The 19,969-nt window shown below is 71.4% G+C and carries 18 protein-coding genes and 2 pseudogenes; 12 read left to right on the top strand and 8 right to left on the bottom strand.

Annotated features, from left to right (window positions below):
* Nucleotides 1-84, top strand: a pseudogene (locus ACH5AO_RS29065) (transposase); the annotation flags it as partial.
* A 7-nt stretch (nt 85-91) separates the two neighbouring features.
* On the opposite strand, the gene ACH5AO_RS29060 reads toward ACH5AO_RS29065, so the two are convergent.
* The 3 genes and pseudogenes from ACH5AO_RS29060 to ACH5AO_RS29050 form a co-directional block, all read right to left on the bottom strand.
* A complete protein-coding gene (locus ACH5AO_RS29060; RefSeq protein ID WP_398929745.1) occupies nt 92-448 on the bottom strand; it encodes a transposase in 357 nt (118 codons plus the stop codon).
* A 4-nt stretch (nt 449-452) separates the two neighbouring features.
* Nucleotides 453-1,244, bottom strand: a pseudogene (locus tag ACH5AO_RS29055) (IS30 family transposase); the annotation flags it as partial.
* A 27-nt stretch (nt 1,245-1,271) separates the two neighbouring features.
* Nucleotides 1,272-1,613 (bottom strand): helix-turn-helix domain-containing protein, encoded by a 342-nt coding sequence (locus ACH5AO_RS29050; protein ID WP_398929743.1) that lies wholly within the window; start codon nt 1,611-1,613, stop codon nt 1,272-1,274.
* 473 nt (nt 1,614-2,086) lie between these two features.
* Here ACH5AO_RS29050 and ACH5AO_RS29045 point away from each other — a divergent pair, with 473 nt between their 5' ends.
* The 4 genes from ACH5AO_RS29045 (at nt 2,087) to ACH5AO_RS29030 (ending at nt 7,099) form a co-directional block, all read left to right on the top strand.
* Nucleotides 2,087-2,719, top strand: a complete 633-nt coding sequence (locus tag ACH5AO_RS29045; RefSeq protein ID WP_398929741.1) for a hypothetical protein — start codon at nt 2,087-2,089, stop codon at nt 2,717-2,719.
* Between the two features lie 206 nt (nt 2,720-2,925).
* Nucleotides 2,926-3,384 carry a tyrosine-type recombinase/integrase gene (locus ACH5AO_RS29040; protein ID WP_398929739.1) on the top strand — a complete coding sequence of 153 codons (459 nt, stop codon included), beginning with the start codon at nt 2,926-2,928 and terminating at the stop codon, nt 3,382-3,384.
* A 297-nt stretch (nt 3,385-3,681) separates the two neighbouring features.
* Complete coding sequence (locus ACH5AO_RS29035) at nt 3,682-5,328, top strand: penicillin-binding transpeptidase domain-containing protein (protein ID WP_398929737.1); 1,647 nt, start codon at nt 3,682-3,684, stop codon at nt 5,326-5,328.
* Between the two features lie 106 nt (nt 5,329-5,434).
* Complete coding sequence (locus ACH5AO_RS29030; protein WP_398929735.1) at nt 5,435-7,099, top strand: penicillin-binding transpeptidase domain-containing protein; 1,665 nt, start codon at nt 5,435-5,437, stop codon at nt 7,097-7,099.
* 224 nt (nt 7,100-7,323) lie between these two features.
* On the opposite strand, the gene ACH5AO_RS29025 is transcribed toward ACH5AO_RS29030, so the two are convergent.
* Nucleotides 7,324-7,680 carry an SsgA family sporulation/cell division regulator gene (locus tag ACH5AO_RS29025; protein WP_398929733.1) on the bottom strand — a complete coding sequence of 119 codons (357 nt, stop codon included), beginning with the start codon at nt 7,678-7,680 and terminating at the stop codon, nt 7,324-7,326.
* A 187-nt stretch (nt 7,681-7,867) separates the two neighbouring features.
* Between ACH5AO_RS29025 and ACH5AO_RS29020 the strand changes: the two genes are divergently transcribed.
* From ACH5AO_RS29020 to ACH5AO_RS29005, 4 genes are all read left to right on the top strand, one after another.
* Nucleotides 7,868-8,929, top strand: coding sequence for an energy-coupling factor ABC transporter permease (locus tag ACH5AO_RS29020; protein ID WP_398929731.1), 1,062 nt, complete (start codon nt 7,868-7,870; stop codon nt 8,927-8,929).
* Between the two features lies 1 nt (nt 8,930).
* Nucleotides 8,931-9,692 carry a cobalt ECF transporter T component CbiQ gene (gene cbiQ / locus ACH5AO_RS29015; protein ID WP_398929729.1) on the top strand — a complete coding sequence of 254 codons (762 nt, stop codon included), beginning with the start codon at nt 8,931-8,933 and terminating at the stop codon, nt 9,690-9,692.
* Nucleotides 9,680-10,450 (top strand): energy-coupling factor ABC transporter ATP-binding protein, encoded by a 771-nt coding sequence (locus tag ACH5AO_RS29010; RefSeq protein ID WP_398929727.1) that lies wholly within the window; start codon nt 9,680-9,682, stop codon nt 10,448-10,450. Before cbiQ ends, ACH5AO_RS29010 begins: the two co-directional genes overlap by 13 nt.
* Nucleotides 10,451-10,553: 103 nt before the next feature.
* Entirely contained in the window at nt 10,554-11,714 is a 1,161-nt protein-coding gene (locus ACH5AO_RS29005) for a serine hydrolase domain-containing protein (protein WP_398929725.1), read from the top strand.
* Here ACH5AO_RS29005 and ACH5AO_RS29000 read toward each other — a convergent pair.
* Together ACH5AO_RS29000 and ACH5AO_RS28995 are read right to left on the bottom strand one after the other, a co-directional pair.
* Complete coding sequence (locus ACH5AO_RS29000) at nt 11,711-11,986, bottom strand: DUF1876 domain-containing protein (protein WP_398929723.1); 276 nt, start codon at nt 11,984-11,986, stop codon at nt 11,711-11,713. The two genes, ACH5AO_RS29005 and ACH5AO_RS29000, sit on opposite strands and share 4 nt — an antisense overlap.
* 80 nt (nt 11,987-12,066) lie before the next feature.
* On the bottom strand, nt 12,067-12,912 hold the full coding sequence (locus ACH5AO_RS28995) for an EamA family transporter (protein WP_398929721.1): 846 nt from the start codon (nt 12,910-12,912) through the stop codon (nt 12,067-12,069).
* Nucleotides 12,913-13,005: 93 nt separating this feature from the next.
* On the opposite strand from ACH5AO_RS28995, the gene ACH5AO_RS28990 reads away from it, so the two are divergent.
* Both ACH5AO_RS28990 and ACH5AO_RS28985 read left to right on the top strand, forming a co-directional pair.
* A complete protein-coding gene (locus tag ACH5AO_RS28990; protein ID WP_398929719.1) occupies nt 13,006-13,272 on the top strand; it encodes a type II toxin-antitoxin system Phd/YefM family antitoxin in 267 nt (88 codons plus the stop codon).
* Nucleotides 13,265-13,531 carry a type II toxin-antitoxin system RelE/ParE family toxin gene (locus tag ACH5AO_RS28985; protein WP_398929717.1) on the top strand — a complete coding sequence of 89 codons (267 nt, stop codon included), beginning with the start codon at nt 13,265-13,267 and terminating at the stop codon, nt 13,529-13,531. The genes ACH5AO_RS28990 and ACH5AO_RS28985 overlap by 8 nt, the downstream gene beginning before the upstream one ends.
* A gap of 83 nt (nt 13,532-13,614) precedes the next feature.
* Here ACH5AO_RS28985 and ACH5AO_RS28980 read toward each other — a convergent pair whose 3' ends face one another.
* Nucleotides 13,615-15,822, bottom strand: a complete 2,208-nt coding sequence (locus ACH5AO_RS28980) for an MMPL family transporter (RefSeq protein WP_398929715.1) — start codon at nt 15,820-15,822, stop codon at nt 13,615-13,617.
* Nucleotides 15,823-15,925: 103 nt separating this feature from the next.
* Entirely contained in the window at nt 15,926-16,525 is a 600-nt protein-coding gene (locus ACH5AO_RS28975) for a TetR/AcrR family transcriptional regulator (RefSeq protein WP_398929713.1), read from the bottom strand.
* A gap of 174 nt (nt 16,526-16,699) precedes the next feature.
* Between ACH5AO_RS28975 and ACH5AO_RS28970 the strand changes: the two genes are divergently transcribed.
* Entirely contained in the window at nt 16,700-19,954 is a 3,255-nt protein-coding gene (locus ACH5AO_RS28970) for a S41 family peptidase (RefSeq protein WP_398929711.1), read from the top strand.
* Nucleotides 19,955-19,969 lie beyond the last annotated feature (15 nt).

Here is a 19,969-nt window from a genome sequence, read left to right as displayed (position 1 = left end):
ATCCGCCGCTACATCATCTGGCGGAACAAGCACGCCGCCGATCAACGGCTACGCGAGGTCGTCGCCAGGGCGAACGTTGCCTGATGCGGCACTAGCTGGCCAGAAGGGGTTGGCGGGGTTTCAGGTTCACTGGTTCGGCCGCTGCCTGGTTGGTGTAGTGCTTTTCCTCGAACTCGATGGGGTTGAGGTAACCGAGGCGTTTCTGGATGCGGCGGGGGTTGTAAAACCCGTCGAGGTACTCGAAGAGCGCGAGGTTGGCCTCGGCGCGGGTGGCGAACACCCGGCCGCGGATGCACTCGGTCTTCACCAGCATCCACAGGTTCTCCGCCAGGGCATTGTCGAACGAGTCCCCGACCGACCCCATGGATGCCTCAACTCCCGCCCGGAGTAAACGAGTGGTGAGCTTGATGGACGTGTACTGACCGGGTTCAACCAGTGGATGCAACACCGGCTTATGTGATCGATAGTAGATGGTCGTTGAAGGCTTCGGCGGGTGTCTTCCAACCGAGGCCCTTACGAGGGCGACTGTTGAGGGTGGCAGCGACCGCCTCGATATCCTCCGCCGCCCATCGAGAAAGGTCCGTGCCCTTCGGGAAGTATTGGCGCAACAAGCCGTTCGTGTTCTCGTTGGTGCCGCGCTGCCAGGGACTGTGCGGGGCCGCGAAGAACACGTCGACACCGGTGTCGGCGGTGAGCCGCTTGTGGGCTGCCGGTTCCATGCCGCGATCCCAGGTCAGCGTGCTGCGTAGTCGGGGGTCCACACGTTCGTAGGTTTCGATGAGAGCGGGAACGACCACGGTGGTGTGGCGGCTGGTGAGTTCTACGACTGTGAGGAACCGTGACTTCCGGTCGACCAGCGTGGCGACCTGACTGTTGTTCGAGCCGATCACCAGATCGCCTTCCGCGTGCACGGACTCGCTGCGGTCTTCTGCCGCCCGGGGCCGCTCCTCGATCGGTCGGGCATCGGTGATCTGTGAGCGCCACTGGCCTTTCACCGTGTGGTGCTTGTTCTTCCGGATGGGGCGGCCAGTCCGCAGGCGCTTGCACAGCTCGCGCGGGATCACTTTCCAGCGGGTGGTGTGGACCGATCGGTAGATCGTCTCGTGGCTGATCCGCATGACGGGGTCGTCACCGTGATGCCGACGCAGGTGGCCGACGATCTGCTCGGGCGACCACTCCTCTTCCAGCAGCCTCACCACCGTCTGCCTCAGCGCGGGTCTGCGGGCGAGGAGGCACCGCTTCGGGCGTCGAGCGCGGTCAAGTGCGCGCTCCTACGCAGCAATCGCCCGGTAGACGTCGCGTCCGCCGTTGTTGTTGACTTCACGGCTGATCGTCGACACCGCGCGTCCCGGGAGGCCGGCGATCGTTCGGTAGGACTCACCGGCACAGAGCCGACGCGAGTTCTCCTCCCGCTCGTCCATGGTCAGGCTTCCGGCCCGCGTCCTGCGGGATTCAGGAGCGATCCCTCCGTGGTGCTTGAGGACGGTGAACACCGAGCCCGGCGGCTTACCGATCTGCCTGGAGATGACGCTGATCGACTCCCCGGCCCTCCACCGTCGCCACAGGTCGGCCTTCATCTCGTCCGACATCCCCGGCCGACCCGGTCTCGCCACGCATACCACCCTCAACCAGCACTGTTGCTCTGACCGGTTGAATCTAAGCTTCCCGCTCGGCGGTGGTGAGCAGGTCGCCCCGCTCACCGGCGTCGGCCTCGGCCTGCCGGATCCAGCCCCGCAGGCCTCGTGGTGCACGCCGAGTTCCTCGGCCAGACGGCGGATCACCGGCTTCGGCTCGGAAGCGCGGTACATCCGCACCGCACGCTCACGCAACTCCAGCGGATACCTCCTCGGGGCAGGCATCGTCTGGGCTCCTCTCATGAGGCCCATCTGACCCTCTGTCACCATCCGCCGCGTCTCGGGGGAATCTCACTTTGAAGACCCGTGAGGGAGCGATGCTCCGCCCGTCTCCCCCGTGCGGCGGAGCCGGGTTACTCCCGGCGGACGATGTGCCGGGCTTCGAAGGCTGTGATCATCGAAGCATGCCGGGCGATCGGGCCCGTGGAACCGGAATGCCGGAGGGCAGCCGCATGACCACCCAGTTCGGGGAACGGACCCACGAAGCACCGACCTCGGCCGGTCGGCTGCGTGCCGCCTGGACGGCCGCCCACGCTCCGGTGGCCGGGGTCCCCCGCTGGGCGCGCACCGCCGCACTCGCCGTACCGCTCGCCGTCCTGCCCTCCGGTCTCTGGCGGATCGCCACGGAGTGCGTCCCCGCCCTGAAGGGCAGCGGCGACACGGGCAAGGGCGACCTCCCGGGCTGGCTGCCCGGCGAGGTGTACGTCATCTTCCTGTCCGTCCTGTCGGAGCTGGTGGCGTTCACCGCCGTCGGGCTGATCGCCGCCTGGGGCGAGGTGTTCCCGCGCTGGATCCCCGTACTGCGCGGACGCAGGGTCCCGCCGCTCGCCGCGGTCGTCCCCGCCGCGATCGGCACGGTGGTCCTGACGGTCCTGTGGACGGCCGCCTTCGCCGCGGACTTCGCCGGCACCACACTCCAGGGAGACCCGACCCCCTCGGGCCACCCCGGCGAAGCGGGCGGCTGGAAAGCCATCGCGTACTACATCTGCTACATTCCGCTACTGCTCTGGGGACCGCTGCTCGGCCTGGTCACCGTGGCGTACTGGAAGCGACGCCGCAACGCCGTACGTCATGTGACGCATTGACCCCACAGCGCGTTGCGTGCGCCTGTTTTACATATCCTCGAACGAGGGGAACACTTCTCAGCCGATCACGGGAAGACGGCCTGTTGAATGAGAGAGGAAGTCGACTTCAGGGCGATTGTTTCCCCTACACCGGTACACATCACGGGAGGCTTCACACAGCCTCCCAATACCGTCATTTCTGCACTGGACTGCCGCTTCCCAAGGCCGTGGCGGCCGTTCTCCAGGACCACGCCAAGGAGTGCGAGCCGATCGACGTGACGCTTCCCTGGCGTACGCCGGACGGCCCTCTCGTGACCAAGCGGCTCGTCTTCAGCGGAGTCGAGGGCAACCACGTACGCGTGAGCCACTTCAACGATCACCACTGGAAGCCCGCCCTGGCCGCCGCCGGCATCATCCCCGAGGCGAAACCGGGCGAGCGCTACGCGTCGGCCCGCGAGCACGGGATGCACGCGCTCAGGCACTTCTACGCCTCCGTGCTGCTGGACGCCGGCGAGAACATCCGGGCCCTGAGCCAGTACCTCGGTCACAGCGATCCGGGGTTCACGCTCCGGACGTACACGCACCTGATGCCGAGCAGCGAGGGGCGCACCCGGAGGGCTGTCGACAGCCTCCATCTGGCGTCCGATCCTCAAGATCACGGCCCAGGGACGACCCAAGCCGCCTGATCCAGCCCCGGCCAGAGACGAACGTCCTGGTCGGGGCCCTCCGGGCCCGGATCACGCGAACTTCATCTACTTCTGGCCCGTCTACACCGGCACCACGATCCCGATCGACGACTGGCGGGCGCGGATGTGGCTGGACACGTGGGTGTGAGCCGTTCCGGTTTCCGGGCGGATCTCTGTTGGGACAACAAACGGAAACAGCCGCCCCGTCCGTCACCGTCTGCGCATAGGGTGCTCACTCACCGGGCTTTTTGAACACGTTCATAAGGCGTGGGAGGTCCGGCGGAGGGGGAGCGTCCGATGAGCAAGGGGGTCAAGACCGCCGTCATCGGCGGTGTCTTCGCGGTGATGGTGGGCGGGGCCGGGTACGGCGTCTACAACATCGTGTCGGCCGTGAACGGCGGCGGGGGGAGCGGTTCGAGCGCCACGACGACCAAGAAGTCGGGGCCGCCGGACGAGGGGGAGGTCGAGGAGACCACCCGGAGCTTCTTCGCGGCCTGGGAGAAGGGGGAGGTGTCGCAGGCCGCGTCGTACACGAACAACGCGCAGGCGGCCGGCGCGCTGCTGACGGCGTACGGCGACGACGCGCACATAGGCGAGGTCGGCATCACGCCCGGCAAGGCCACCGGCACCACCGTGCCGTTCACGGTGAAGGCGACCGTCACCTTCGACGGGAAGTCCGAGGCGCTGAGTTACAAGAGCGAGCTGACCGTCGTGCGCGGGAAGACCACCGGGCGGGCGCTGGTCGACTGGAAGCCCTCCGTCGTCCACCCGGACCTGAAGGAGGGCGACACCCTCGTCACCGGGGAGTCCGCGCAGCCGCCCGTCGAGGCGGTGGACCGTGACGGGACGGTGCTGACGAAGGAGGAGTACCCCTCCCTCGGGCCGGTCCTGGACACCCTGCGCCAGAAGTACGGCGAGAAGGCGGGCGGCACCCCCGGCGTCGAGCTGGTGATCAGGCATGCCGAGGGCACCGCGGGCGAGCCGGCCGCCGACACCCCGCTGCTGACCCTCGCCGAGGGCGAGCCGGGCGAGCTGCGCACCACCCTCAGCGCCGGGGTGCAGGCCGCGGCCGAGAAGGCGGTGCGGCAGTACGCCGAGTCGTCGGTGGTGGCGGTGAAGCCGAGCACCGGTGAGGTGCTGGCGGTGGCCAACCACCGCGACGACGGGTTCAACGCGGCCTTCCAGGGCCAGGTCGCCCCCGGCTCCACCATGAAGATCATCACCGCCGCCATGCTCATCGACAACGGCGTGACCTCGATGAACGGCCCGGCGCCCTGCCCGCCCAGCGCCATGTGGCAGAGCCAGACCTTCAAGAACCTCACCGGCATGGAGCCGGACGAGGGCGCCAGCCTCGCCGACAGCTTCCTGCGCTCCTGCAACACGGCCTTCATCAAGCTCGTCGACGAGGAGCCGCTCACCGACGCCTCGCTCACCCAGGAGGCCCAGGAGCGGTTCGGGCTCGGCCGGGACGACTGGAAGACCGGCATCGCCTCCTTCGACGGCAGCGTCCCGGCCGTCGCCGGACCGGACCGCGCGGCGAACGCCATCGGCCAGGGCCAGGTGCAGATGAACCCGCTGAACATGGCCTCGGTGACGGCCACCGCGATCACCGGCGCCTTCCGCCAGCCGTACCTGGTCTCCCCCGACCTCGACGACCGGCAGCTGGCGCGGGCCGAGGGGCTCCCGGCGGGCACCGCCGCCCAGCTCAAGCAGATGATGCGGCTCACCGCCACCCGGGGCACCGCCCAGGAGGCCATGTCCGGGCTCGGCGGTGACATCGGCGCGAAGACCGGTTCCGCCGAGGTCGACGGCAACGCCACCTCCGACAGCTGGTTCACCGGCTTCCGCGACGACGTCGCGGCGGCGGCCATGGCCCAGCAGGGCGGCCACGGCGGCGACGCGGCCGGGCCGATTGTCGCAGCCGTGCTACGAGCGGGCGGCTGACCGCACCGCGCACGGGCCGGGACTCTAGGGTGGTGGCCGTCGTTGGCACACGTGAGCGCCACGAGGGCCACGGGGAGTCCGGCGGACAGCGGAGGAACGGAAAGCAGTGGGCAACAGCAGAAGGAACGCCGCCGAGGGGCGGAGAACGAGGCCCGTCGTGCTCGGCGGGGCGATCGCCGTGGTCGTCGCGGGCGCCGGTTTCGGCGCCTACGCGCTGCTCGGCGGTGCCGCCGCGGAGGACGGCACGCGAACGGCCTCCGCGCGGGAGGTGAGGACCGGCCCGCTCTCCGCCGACGAGGTCACCTCGACGGCCGAGCGCTTCCTCACCGCCTGGCAGGCCGGGAAGGTGAGCGAGGCGGCCGCCGCCACCGACGCCCCCGAGGCCGCGGCCGCCCTGCTCACCGCCTACGCCGAGGACGCCCGGATCAAGGACGTCGCCCTCGCCCCCGGCACCCCCGCCGGCGGCAAGGTCCCCTTCGCCGTCAAGGGCACGGTGTCGGCCGAGGACGTCAGCAAGCCGCTGGCGTACGACAGCGCGCTGACCGTCGTGCGCCGGGCCGGGGACGGTGCGCCGCGGGTCGCCTGGCAGCCGTCCGTCGTGCACCCCGACCTCAAGGAGGGCGACACCCTCGTCACCGGCGAGGCGGGCACCCCGCCGGTCAAGGCGGTGGACCGGGACGGCGGCGAGCTGACCACCGACGCGTACCCGTCCCTGGGATCGGTGCTGGACGGGCTGCGCGAGAAGTACGGCGAGAAGGCGGGCGGGAAGGCCGGCGTCGAGCTGCGGATCGTCCGCGGCAAGGCGTCGAAGAAGGCGGAGCTGTCCGACAAGACGCTGCTGGAGCTGAGCGAGGGCACGCCCGGCACGGTGAAGACCACGCTGAGCCCCTCCCTGCAGGCCGCCGCCGAGGCGCAGGTGGCGAAGAGGGAACAGGCGTCGGTGGTGGTGGTGCGCCCGTCGACCGGCGAGATCCTCGCGGTGGCCAACTCCTCGCACGGCTTCAACGTCGCGTTCCAGGGCTCGCTGGCCCCGGGCTCCACCATGAAGGTGATCACCGCCTCGATGCTGATCGAGAAGGGCCTCGCCTCGGCGGACGAGCAGCACCCGTGCCCGAAGTACTTCAGCTACGGCGGCTGGAAGTTCCAGAACGACGACAAGTTCGAGATCAAGGACGGCACGTTCAAGGCGAGCTTCGCCCGCTCCTGCAACACGGCCTTCATCAGCCAGGCGCCCGAGCTGAAGGACGACGACCTGACCAAGCAGGCCCAGCAGGTGTTCGGGCTGGGGAGGAACGACTGGCAGGTCGGTGTGCCGACCTTCGACGGCTCGGTGCCGGTGCAGTCGGCGGCCCCGATGGGGGCCTCCCTGATCGGCCAGGGCGGGGTGCGGATGAACCCGCTGAACATGGCGTCGGTGTCGGCGACGGTCCAGTCGGGCGTCTTCCGCCAGCCGTACCTGGTCTCCCCGGAGGTCGACGGGCGGAAGCTCGCGACGGCCTCGCGCACCCTGTCGGCCGGCACGCTGGCGCAGCTGCGGGAGCTGATGTCGTACACCGCCTCCTACGGCACCGCCGCGGAGGCGATGGCCGGGGTGAGTGGTGAGAAGGGCGCGAAGACCGGGTCGGCCGAGGTCGACGGGCAGAAGAAGCCCAACGGCTGGTTCACCGCGTACCGCGGGGACCTGGCGGCGGCGGGCGTGGTCCAGAAGGCCGGCCACGGCGGCTCGACGGCCGGACCGATCGTGGCGGCGCTGCTGAAGAGCGGCGGCTGAGCGACCCGGAGACCGGGGGCCGGGCCCGAAGACCGGACGTCACTCCCGGAAGCCGGAGGCCGAGGCCGGGGGCTGCTCCCGGGGACCGGGGACCAATGCCGAGACCGGGGGCCGCTCCCGGAAGCCGGGGACCGGGCCCGGAGACCGGGCGTCACTCCCGGAGACCGGCGCCTGAGGTCGGGGGCCACTCCCGGGGACCGGGGTCCGGGCCCGGAGGCCGGGGGTCAGTGCGGGACGGGTTCGGCGGTGGCCGCGTAGGTCCGCCGCAGGAACCGGGTCAGGGTCTTCGTCTCGAACTGCACCACCGACACGCCCTGCGCGGTGTGGAACTCGACCACGGCCTGGACCCTCCCGCACGGCCACACCCGTATCTCACCCCGGCCCGCGGGGGCGCGCAGGCCCCGCTCCAGCAGTTCCCGGTCGACGGTCCACTCGTGGGGCACGGCGCCCGGCAGCGCCATGCGGACGCGACCGGGGTCCTGTCCGGGGTCGTAGCGCAGGACCACGGGTACCGCTCCGTGGTCCTCCTCCAGGAGGTCGGTGACGATGTGGGCTCGCGCGTACTGCTCGACTACGGACATCGGTGTGCCCCTTACGCTGCGTCCAGGTGCATGAAGGCGTGTAAGCCGTATACCCGTCGTGTTCCATCGTGCACCGTTTCCGGAATGCGCGCGTCCGAGCGGCGCATATCACAGATGAGGTATGCGTGAGGTAAAACAAGCAGCTCGCTCTTGCGCAGTCTTTGCAACAGGCCACATCATCGAGTCCGTGCACGCACCTGACGGATTCATCAACGCCCCCGTGTCCGCCGCGGCCGGACTCGTCGCCGCCGGCGCGATCGCCGTGAGCCTGCGCGGCGCGCGGCGCGAGCTCGACGAGCGGACCGCGCCCCTGGCCGGACTGGTGGCGGCGTTCATCTTCGCCGTGCAGATGCTGAACTTCCCCGTCGCGGCGGGGACCAGCGGCCATCTGCTCGGCGGCGCCCTCGCCGCGATACTCGTCGGCCCCTTCACCGGGGTCCTCTGTGTCTCCGTCGTCCTGCTGATGCAGGCCGTCCTCTTCGCCGACGGCGGACTGACCGCGCTCGGCGTGAACATCACCACCATGGCGATCACCACGACGGTCGTCGCCTACGCGCTCTTCCGCGGTCTGGTGAAGGTGCTGCCGCGCACCCGCCGCTCGGCGACCGCCGCGTCCTTCGTCGCCGCCCTGGTCTCCGTCCCGGCCTCCGCCGTCGTCTTCACGCTGCTCTACGCGATCGGCGGCACCGCCGACGTCTCCCTCGGCAAGGTCGCCGGCGCCATGGTGGGCGTGCACGTCCTCATCGGGATCGGCGAGGCCGTGATCACCGCCCTCACCGTCGGCGCGGTCATCGCCGTCCGCCCGGACCTGGTGCACGGGGCACGCGGCCTGACGCACAAGCTCAAGCTGCGGGTGAACGGCGAGCTGGTCGACGCCCCGGGCGCCCCGGAGCCTGAGCCCGTCGCCGCCCGCTCCCCGCGCAAGGTCTGGATCACCGGCCTGGTCACCTCGCTGGTCCTCGCCGGGTTCGTCAGCTTCTACGCCTCCGCGGACCCCGACGGCCTGGAGAAGGTCGCCACCGACCACGGCATCGCCGAGAAGGCTGAGGAGCACGCGACCGCCGACTCCCCGCTCGCCGACTACGGCGTCGAGGACGTCGACGACGCCCGCCTCTCCGGAGGCCTGGCCGGCGTGATCGGCGTGGGCGTGACGGTCGTCGCGGGCACCGGCGTGTTCTGGGCGGTCCGCAGGCGCCGTACCGGCGAGGAGGCCGAGGCCGCCGCCTCCCCCACCAGTACGAGCGTCTGACGTGGGGGCCGGTCACGCGCACAAGCTCTACCGGCACGGGCACTCCCCCGTGCACGCCCTGCCGCCGCACACCAAGCTCGCCGCGGTCTTCGCCTTCGTCCTGGTCGTGGTCTCCACCCCGCGCGAGGCGATGTGGGCGTTCGCGGTGTACGCCGGACTGCTCGCCCTCGTCGCGTACGCCGCCCGCGTCCCGGCCGGCTTCCTGCTCAAGCGGCTGCTGATCGAGGTCCCGTTCGTCGCCTTCGCCGTCCTGCTGCCGTTCGTCGCGGAGGGCGAACGGACCGACGTCCTCGGGCTGTCGCTGAGCGTGAACGGACTGTGGGGCGCGTGGAACGTACTGGCCAAGGGCACCCTGGGCGTGGCCGCCTCGGTCCTCCTCGCCTCCACCACCGAGCTGCGCGAACTCCTCCTCGGCCTCCAGCGGCTGCGGCTGCCGCCGCTGCTGGTGCAGATCGCCTCCTTCATGGTCCGCTACGGCGACGTCATCACCGACGAGATGCGGCGCATGCGGATCGCCCGCGAGTCCCGCGGCTTCGAGGCGCGCGGGGTGAGGCACTGGGGCGTGCTCGCCAAGTCGGCGGGCGCGCTGTTCATCCGCTCCTACGAACGCGGCGAGCGGGTCCACCTGGCCATGGTCAGCCGCGGCTACGCCGGTTCCATGCCGGTGATCGACGAGGTGACCGCGGACCGGGCGCAGTGGTCGTACGCCCTCGCCCTCCCCTCGGCCGCCCTCGTCGTCTGTCTGCTGGGATGGACCTTGTGAGTACTGCTTCCCTCGAGGTCTCCGGCCTCGCCTTCGCCTACCCCGACGGCCACCAGGCCCTGTTCGGCGTCGACTTCTCGATCGCGCGCGGCGAGCGGGTCGCGCTGCTCGGCCCGAACGGCGCCGGCAAGACGACCCTCGTCCTCCACCTCAACGGCATCCTGACCGGCGGCACCGGCACGGTGACGGTGGCCGGGCTGCCCGTGGGCAGGAAGCACATGGCGGAGATCCGGCGCCGGGTCGGCATCGTCTTCCAGGACCCGGACGACCAGCTCTTCATGCCGACGGTGCGCGAGGACGTGGCGTTCGGTCCGGCGGCGGCCGGGCTGCGGGGGCCCGAGCTGGAGGAGCGGGTGGACCGGGCGCTGGGACTGGTCGGCATGGCGGAGTTCAAGGACCGCCCGCCGCACCACCTCTCCTTCGGCCAGCGGCGCCGGGTGGCCGTGGCGACCGTCCTGGCGATGGAGCCGGAGATCCTGGTCCTGGACGAGCCGTCCTCCAACCTGGACCCCGCCTCCCGCCGCGAACTCGCCGACATCCTGCGCTCCCTGGACGTCACCGTCCTGATGGTCACCCACGACCTGCCCTACGCCCTCGAACTGTGCCCGCGCTCGTTGATCCTCAGTGACGGCGTGATCGCGGCCGACGGCACCACGGCCGACCTGCTCGCCGACGACCCGCTGATGCGCGCCCACCGCCTTGAGCTGCCGTACGGCTTCGATCCGCGCTCGGTACCGGCCGCGCCCGGCCGTTCGTAACGATCGCGCACGGTCGCCTCCGCCCAGGAATCGCAGGCGGACCGGCACTGTTGCACGCACTGTCACAGGCGGGTCTCACAGGCGAGTGGAAGGACCGAGGGACGTGGACGTGCACGGCACGGTGGCCGGGGGTTTCGAGCCGGTCCGGGAGGCGTTCGCGCGGAACTTCGAGGCGCTCGGGGACCGGGGCGCGGCCGTCGCCGTGTACCGGGACGGGCGCAGGGTCGTCGACCTGTGGGCCGGGGTGAAGGACGTCGACGGCGGCGAACCCTGGCGGCGGGGCACCGCGCAGGTCGTGCGCTCGGCGACCAAGGGCGTCGCCGCCGCCGTGCTCCTGCTGCTGCACCAGCGCGGCGAGCTGGACCTGGACGCGCCGGTCGGCCGGTACTGGCCGGAGTTCAAGGCGCACGGCAAGGAGCGGCTGCTGGTCCGGCACGTACTGGACCACCGCGCGGGGCTCCCCGTCCTGGACCGTCCGCTCACCCTGGACGAGGCGGCCGACCCCGTACGGGCCGCCGAGGCGGTCGCCGCGCAGGCCCCCGCGTGGGAGCCGGGCACCGACCACGGCTACCACGCGCTGACCTACGGCTGGCTGGTCGACGAGCTGGTGCGCCGGGTGACCGGTCGGGGCTGCGGCGAGTGGATCGCGTCGGAGATCGCCGGGCCGCTGGGCCTGGACCTGTGGGTGGGGCTGCCGGACGCGCAGGCCCACCGCGTGGGCACGGTCGGCGGGATCGAGGGCCCCGAGCCGTCCGGGACGCTCCGCGCCCGCCCCAAGCGCTCGGTCACCGACGCCTACGCCGACCCGTCCTCCCTCACCCGCCGCGCCTTCGCGGCGATCACCCCCTTCCCGGACCAGAACGATCCGGCCTTCCACGCGGCGGCCCTGCCCGCAGCCAACGGGATCGCGACGGCGGACGGGCTGGCGCGCTTCTACGCGTCACTGATCGGCCCGGTCGACGGCGTGCGCCTCCTCGACCCGGCCACCGTCGAGCTCGCCCGGGCCGAGGAGTCGGCGGGCCCCGACCGGGTGCTGGTCGTGGGCACCCGCTTCGGCCTCGGCTACATGCTGCACGGCGGCGCCTCACCCTTCCTGGCCCCGGGCTCCTTCGGTCACCCCGGCCGCGGCGGCTCCCTCGGCTTCGCCGACCCGGAGTCGGGCATCGCCTTCGGCTACGTCACCAACGGCTTCCGCAGGACGGTGACGGCGGACCCCAGGGCCCAGGCGCTGATACGGGCGGTACGGCAGGCTCTTTCGTCCTAGACGTGGATCGGGTGCGAGACGCGGCCCGACGCGTCGTCGATCTCGCCGTGCGCCTTGGTCAGCATCTGCATGGCGAGTTCGTTCAGCGCGCGTGCGCCGGCGATCTCCTCCCCGACGCGTGGCTGATTCGCGTCGGTGTGGTGCCGGTTGGCGTGGCCGTGTGCCCGTACCTCACTCCCGTCGGGCAGCCGGACCAGCGCGGCGGCGCGCGTCTGCCGGTCGTCCTCCTCGAACTCCAGGTCCACGTGCCATCCCACTGCGGTGTGCGTCATGAGGGTCACCTCCGGAATCTCTTATTCCAGGGTGCGCCTCAGACCGCGCCCATGCACCCGCCCGTGCGCGGGAAACACACTTATCCCGCGCGCAGCATCAGCCCGATCCCGACGACCAGCAGCCCGGCCGCGGCGATCCGCGGGGCGCCGAACCGCTCCTTGAAGAACAGCGCCCCGATGGCCGCGCCCACGATGACCGACGATTCCCGCAGTGCCGCGACGGGGGCGAGTGCCGCACGGGTCTGGGCCCACAGGACGAGTGTGTACGCGGCGACGGACAGTGCGGCGCCGAGCAGGCCGAGACCCGCGTGCGGCCGGAGACGGGCGCCCGTCTCCCGCCGCCAGCGCCAGAGGGCGTACGCCGGGATCGCCGCGCCCTGGAACGTCATCAGCCAGGCGATGTAGCCGAACGGCGAGCCGGAGGCCCGCACGCCGACCCCGTCGAGGACGGTGTACACGGCGATGGTCAGACCGGTCGCCAGGGCCGCCCCGACCGCCGCCCAGTCGGGCCGGTGTCCGCGCAGTCCCCACAGGGCGACGCCGGTCAGGCCCGCGCAGGACAGGGCGATCCCGGCAGTGGCCCGGCCGTCGGGCACCTCGTGGGCGAACACGGCGGCCAGGACCGTGACCACCAGGGGCGCGCTCCCGCGGGCGAGGGGGTACGCCTGGCCGAAGTCACCCAGCCGGAAGGACGTCATCAGCAGCGCGTAGTACGCGATGTGGACCGCCGCCGAGCAAAGCAGGTACGGCCACGCCCCTGCTTCCGGGAACGGCACGAACGGCACCGCCGACAATCCGATCAGCAGCCCACCGCTGGAGATCAGCGTGAATCCGACCAGCTTGTCGGTGATCCGGTGCGCGATGGCGTTCCAGCCGGCGTGGGTGACCGCGGCGAGCAGGACGGCCGCGGTGACCAGCGGAGTCACGGGGTGCGCTCGCGCACGTCGCCCCGGGGCGACCGTAAGCAACGGCAACAATGAGTCTTTGTGTACACATGGAACACCATGTACCTTTGGTGCATGACGCAGATGCCCATAGAGTCCATCCGTGATGTGCGCGCCCACCTGGCCGAGGTGGTCGAGCGTGCCGACCGTGATGACACGCCCACGGTCATCACCCGGCGCGGCAGGCAGGTGGCCGCGGTCGTGTCGATAGAGGTCCTTCGCAAGTACCAGGAATGGGAAGAGCGTGAGATCAACCGGATCATCGACGAGCGCATGGCGAATCCGGCGGCCGGCATCCCGATCGAGGACGTCATGAGGGAGACGCTGGAGCGCGGTGAGTAACCCATATCGCACCGTCTTCCGGCCGGAGGCTCAGGCGGAGCTCCGTAAGATCCCTCGGGACATGGCGCTCCGGATCCTGGTCAAGCTGACGGAACTGGAGACCGACCCGTTCGGTTTCCACACCACGGCGCTCGTCTCCCAGCCCGACCGGCGCCGTCTCCGTGTCGGTGATTATCGCGTCATCTATACCGTGGACAACGGAGAGTTGGTGATCTGGGTCGTTCACGTCGGGCATCGCTCCACGGTGTACGGCACCTGATACAGCGCACAGAGGGAAGCCGGTGAGGGCGCCCCGTCCCCACGGAGCCCTCACCGGCTGGTTCTGCGTACCCGCTCAGGCCGTCAGGCCCGGACGAGTTCCCGATCCTCGTCCTTGCGGTCGCCGTCCGTGCGCAGACCCTCGCCCTCGACGTCCACGTTGGGCAGGATCCGGTCGAGCCACTTCGGCAGCCACCAGGCCTTGTCGCCGAGCAGGGCCAGCACCGCCGGGACGATCGTCATGCGGACGACGAACGCGTCGAAGAGGACGGCGACGGCGAGGCCGAAGCCGATCATCTTGACCATCTGCTCGCTGGAGCCGATGAAGCCGGAGAACACCGCCATCATGATCACCGCCGCGGCGGTCACCACCCGGGCGCTGTACTTGAAGCCGGTCACCACGGCCTGGGCGGGCTTCTCGCCGTGGACGTAGGCCTCCCGCATCCGGGTCACGAGGAACACCTCGTAGTCCATGGCCAGGCCGAAGACCACGCCGACCATGAAGATCGGCATCATCGACATGATCGGGCCGGTCTCCTCGACGCCCATCAGGCCGGACAGCCAGCCCCACTGGTAGACCGCGACGACCGCGCCGAGGGCCGCGAGGACCGACAGCAGGAAGCCGAGGGCGGCCTTCAGCGGGACCAGGATCGACCGGAAGACGACGATCAGCAGCAGGAACGCCAGGCCGACCACCAGGACCAGGTACGGCACCAGCGCGTCGTTGAGCTTCTGCGAGACGTCGATGTTCATGGCCGTGGCGCCGGTGACCAGGACGTCGGCGCCGGTGTCGGCCTTGATGTCCGCGCCGGTGTCACGGATGTCGTGCACCAGGTCCTCGGTGGTCACCGAGGAGGGCTTGGCGTCGGGGACGACGGTGATCGTCGCCGTGTCGCCGGCCTTGTTGGGGGCGGCCGGGGCGACGTTCACGACGTTGTCGAGGCCCTTGATGTCGTCGCCGGCCCGCTGGAAGACGGCGTCCGGGTCGTCGCTGCCCTTGGCGTCGACCACGACCACGAGCGGGCCGTTGAAGCCGGGGCCGAAGCCCTCGGAGAGCAGGTCGTAGGCGCGGCGCTGGGTGGTGGACGTCGGCTGGGAGCCGTCGTCGGGCAGGCCCAGTTCGAGCGAGGCGGCCGGGACGGCCGCGGCGCCCAGGCCGACCACGCCGAGCAGCAGCACGGCCAGCGGACGGCGTACGACGAAGCTCGCCCAGCGGGTGCCCATGTTCGGGCGCTGCGGCTTCTTCGCGGCGCGGCCTCCGCCGAGCAGCTTGCTCTTCTCTCCGGCGGGGCGGATCCGGCGGCCGGCGTAGCCGAGCAGGGCGGGGACCAGGGTGAGGGCGATCAGGACCGCGACAGCGACCGTGCCGGCGGCGGCGATGCCCATCTTGGTCAGCATCGGGATGTTGACGACGGACAGGCCGACCAGGGCGATCACGACGGTGAGGCCGGCGAAGACCACGGCGGAGCCGGCGGTGCCGACGGCCCGGCCGGCCGCCTCCTCGCGCCCGCGGCCCTCGGCCAGTTCGGCCCGGTAGCGGGAGACGACGAACAGCGCGTAGTCGATGCCGACCGCGAGACCGATCATCGAGGCCAGGATGGAGGTGGTGGAGCCGAGGTCCAGGGTGCTGGCCAGGGCGGTGATGCTGGAGACGCCGATGCCGACGCCGACGATGGCGGTGAGCAGCGGCAGCCCGGCCGCGAGCAGCGAGCCGAAGGTGATGACGAGGACGACCGCGGCGACGCCGATGCCGATGATCTCGGCGGCACCGGTGTGCGGGACGGCCTGGAGGGCGTCACCGCCGATCTCCACGGTCAGCCCGGAGTCGCGGGCGTCCTCGGCGGCACCCTCCAGGGCGTCGCGGGAGGCGTCCTCCAGCTCCATGCCGGAGACCTTGTAGCTCACCGAGGCGTAGGCGATGGTGCCGTCCTGGCTGACGCCGCCGCCCTGGTACGGGTCGGTGACGCGGGCGACCTCGGAGCCGTCGGAGAGCTCGTCGACGGTCTTCTGGACGGTCGCCTTGTGATCGGCGTCGGTCATCTTCTCGCCGGCCGGTGCCTTGAAGACGACGCGTGCGGTCGCCCCGTCGGCGCTGGAGCCGGGGAAGCGTTCTTCCAGCAGGTCGAAGGCCTTCTGAGCCTCGGTGCCGGGGATGGAGAAGGACGAGTTGCCGGCCGCCGGGGCGCCGGCCGCGCCGACGCCCGCGAGCGCCAGCAGCGCCACCCAGATGAGGGCTACGAGATGCCGTCGCCTGAAGGCGAACCGGCCGATTCGATAGAGGAAAGTGGCCACGAGGGCGTACTCCCGGTCAGGTCGTGATTGCTTCGGGGCAGGTGTGATCAGCCCGACGACGTGAGCGGTGACGTCAGGTGGTGGTGGCTGACCGCGGGGACGGTCAGTGAGGGGTCACGCCGAGGGCGGGGAGCACCACGGCGTCGATGTACGAGGTGAGGAATTCCCGCGTCGGCGGCAGGTCGTCGATCAGTGTCCGGGTGGCGAACGCGCCGACGAGCATGTGCACCATGTAGTCCAGCGCCGGGTTGCCGGGGCTGATCTCGCCCCGGTCGACCGCGCGCCGGATCATCCGCCGGAACTCCTCCATCTCCGGTTCGACCAGGAGTTCCTTGAACGCCTGGCGGAGATCGTCGTTCGTGTGCACGGCCATGGCGAGCGCGCGCATCAGGGCGGCGTTCTGCTCCATGACGCAGTCGTCCTCACGGCTGACGACGGCGTGCAGGTCGCCGCGCAGGGACCCGGTGTCGATGCCGGCGGTGCCGCTGTGCTTCTGGCTGCGCATCGCCCTCACCACCAGCTCGGCCTTGCCGCCCCACTGGCGGTAGAGGGTGGCCTTGCTGGACCGGGTGCGGGCGGCCACGGCGTCCATGGTGACGGCGTCGTAGCCGACCTCGCGGAGCAGGGCGAGCACGGCGCCGTACAGCTCGGCCTCGCGCTCGGGGGTGATCCGGCTGCGACGCGTCGTCGCTGTCTCGCTCATACCGTTCACCTTTCCGCTCCGCGTCCCAGGTGTCAAAGAAACGACACCGTTTCGTACAAGACGAAGGTACCCCACCCCTCCAGCGAAACGAAACGGTTTCGTTCGTGGTCTGCGTCACGGTTGTCGGTTACTCATAAGTTGCCGGGGTCCTCACCCCGGCAAAGCATGGGAAAGGTGAGCTATCTGCGTCTGCCGCACCTCAAGGACGACCTGCTGTGCTTCGTGGCCGAGGACGACCTCTGGCTCGCCCCGCTCGACGGACCGGGCCGCGCCTGGCGGCTCACCGCCGACCGCACCAAACTCGGCCACCCCCGCTTCTCCCCCGACGGCCGCCACATCGCGTACACGAGCTGGCGCAGCCTCGACCCGGAGGTGCACCTGGTCCCCGTGGACGGCGGACCGGGCCGGCGCCTCACCTACTGGGGCAGCTCCGACACCCGGGTCTGCGGCTGGGCGCCCCCCGACGAGGACGGCCACGCCGAGATCCTCGCCGTCGCCTCGCACGGCGAGCCCTTCTCGCACTTCACCTGGGCCTACAAGCTCGCCTGCGACGGCAGCCCCGGCCGCAAACTGCCCTGGGGCCCCGTCTCCGACATCCAGGTCGCCGACGTCGAGGGCGAGCGCAGGTCGCTGCTGCTCACCGGCACCCCGCCGCACGAACCGGCCTCCTGGAAGCGCTACCGGGGCGGCGCCACGGGCAGGCTCTGGCTGCACGGGCACCGGCTCCTCGACGGCCTCGACGGCCATCTGCACTCCCCGATGTTCGTCGCCGGCCGGATCGCCTTCCTCTCCGACCACGAGGGCGTCGGCAACCTGTACTCGTGCGCGTACGACGGCTCCGACCTGCGCCGCCACACCGACCACGACGCCTTCTACGCCCGGCACGCCGCCACCGACGGCACCCGGGTCGTCTACCAGTGCGCCGGCGACCTGTGGCTGGTGGAGGACCTGTCCCCCGGCGCCGCCCCGCGCCGCCTCGACGTGACGCCGAGCGGGCCGCGCTCCGGGCGGCGCCCCTACCAGGTGCCCGCCGCCCGCCACCTCGACGGCCTCTCGGTCGACGAGACCGGCCGGGCCAGCGCCGTCGTCGTACGCGGCAGCCTGTACTGGCTCACCCACCGCGACGGCCCCGCGCGCACCCTCACCGACACCCCGGGCGTACGGGTCCGGCTGCCGGAGATGCTCGGCGCGGGCGACCAGGTGGCGTACGTGACGGACGCCGAGGGCGAGGACGCGGTCGAGATCGCCTCCCTGCCCCGGGCGACCGGCCAGCGCGCCCCCCGGCGGCTGGCCGCCGGGAAGCTGGGCCGGGTGCTGGAGACGGCCGCCGACCCCGACGGGCGGCGGCTGGCCGTCGCCGCGCACGACGGACGGCTGCTGCTGGTCGGCACCGGCGAGGAGGACCGGGGGGAGGTCACCGAGCTGATCCACTCCGGCAACGGGCCGGTGCGCGACCTCGCCTTCTCCCCCGACGGGGCCTGGCTGGCCTGGTCCCACCCGGTGATCGGGCGGTCGCTGCGGCAGATCAAACTCGCCCGGATCAAGGACCGGCTGGTCATCGACGTCACGGACGGCCGCTTCGAGGACGAGAACCCGGTCTTCACCCGCGACGGCCGCTACCTCGCCTTCCTGTCCTGGCGCGGCTTCGACCCGGTGTACGACGTGCACACCGGTGACCTCTCCTTCCCGCTGGGCTGCCGCCCGTATCTGGTGCCGCTGTCGTCGGCGACCCCCTCCCCGTTCGCGCTGAACCCCGAGGGCCGCCCTGCCGCCGGAGGGCTGGACCCCGTCGAGCGCGAGGACGCCGAGGAGGGCGGCGAGGGCGGCACGGTGACCGTCGAGGCGGAGGGCCTGGAGAGCAGGGTCACCCCCTTCCCGGTGGCCGCCTCCAAGTACTCGGGGCTGTACCCGGTCGCGGGCTGCGGTCTGGTGTGGCTGCGCTGGCCGATCTCCGGCGCGCTCGGCGAGACCTTCGCCAACCCCAGCGACACCAGCGGCCGGCCCACCCTGGAACACTTCGCCATCGGCAAGGCGAAGAGGACCGAACTCGTCGGCGACCTGGACTTCTTCGCGGTCAGCGGCGACGGCACCCGGCTGGTCGTGGTCGACGAGGGCGAGCTGCGCGCGGTGCCCGCCACCGAGCCCGGCGACAGCGACTCCACGGTGTGGATCGACTCCCGCCGCATCCTGCACGAGGCCGACCCGGCCGCCGAGTGGCGCCAGGCGTACGCGGAGGCCGGGCGGCTGATCCGCGCCTACTTCTGGGAACCGGACATGTGCGGCATCGACTGGGACGCGGTCCTGGAGCAGTACCGTCCGCTGGTCGAACGGGTCGCCACCCCCGACGAGTTCGCGGACCTGCTGCGCGAGGTGCTCGGCGAACTCGGCACCTCCCACGCCTACGTCACCGCCGCCCGCCGCAACGAGGGCCCCCCGCACTACCAGCGCCGCCAGGGCCTGCTCGGCGCCAACCTCGTCCCCCGCGAGGAGGGCTGGACCGTCAAGCGGATCCTGCCCGGCGACTCCTCCGACTCCCGCGCCCGCTCCCCGCTGGCCGGCACCGGCATCCGCGAGGGCGCGGTCCTCACCCACGTCGACGGCCGCCCGGTGGACCCGGTCACGGGCCCCTACCCGCTGCTCGCGGGCGCGGGCGGTACGACCGTGGAGCTGACGTTCCTGCCCGCGGAGGGCGCGGGCCCGCCCCGCCGGGTCGCCGTCGTCCCCCTCGTCGACGAGACGCCGCTGCGCTACCAGGACTGGGTCGCCAAACGCCGCGCGGTGGTACGGGAGTTGAGCGGCGGTCGGTGCGGCTACCTGCACATCCCCGACATGGGCGGTTCCGGCTGGGCCCAGTTCAACCGCGACGTGCGCAGGGAGATGTCCCGCCCCGCGCTGATCGTGGACGTACGCGGCAACGCCGGCGGCCACATCAGCGAACTCGTCGTGGAGAAGCTGTCGCGCACCATCATCGGCTGGGACCTCACCCGCGGCGCCCAGCCCGTGTCGTACGCCTCCAACGCCCCGCGCGGGCCGGTCGTGGCGCTCGCGGACGAGGCGACCAGCTCCGACGGGGACATGATCACCGCCGCGTTCAAACTGCTCGGTCTGGGGCCGGTGGTGGGCCAGCGCACCTGGGGCGGGGTGGTCGGCATGACCGGCCGGCACCGGCTCGGCGACGGCACGGTGATCACGGTGCCGATGAACGCGGCCTGGTTCGACGCGTACGGCTGGTCCGTGGAGAACAAGGGCGTCGAACCCGACCTGGAGGCACTGCGCACCCCGCTGGACTGGGCCGAGGGCCGTTACGCGGTGCTCGACGACGCGGTACGGCTCGCCCTGGACCTGCTGGAGTCCAACCCCCCGGCGACGCCCCCGACTTACCGCGACGTGCCCGACCGCTCCCGGCCGAAGCTGCCGCCCCGGACGTGAGGGCCGCCGTCCCGG

The sequence above is a fragment of the Streptomyces sp. NPDC018964 genome (assembly GCF_044390325.1).
In the GTDB taxonomy this organism is placed as follows: Bacteria; Actinomycetota; Actinomycetes; order Streptomycetales; family Streptomycetaceae; genus Streptomyces.
This window is presented reverse-complemented; position numbering and strand designations above follow the sequence as displayed.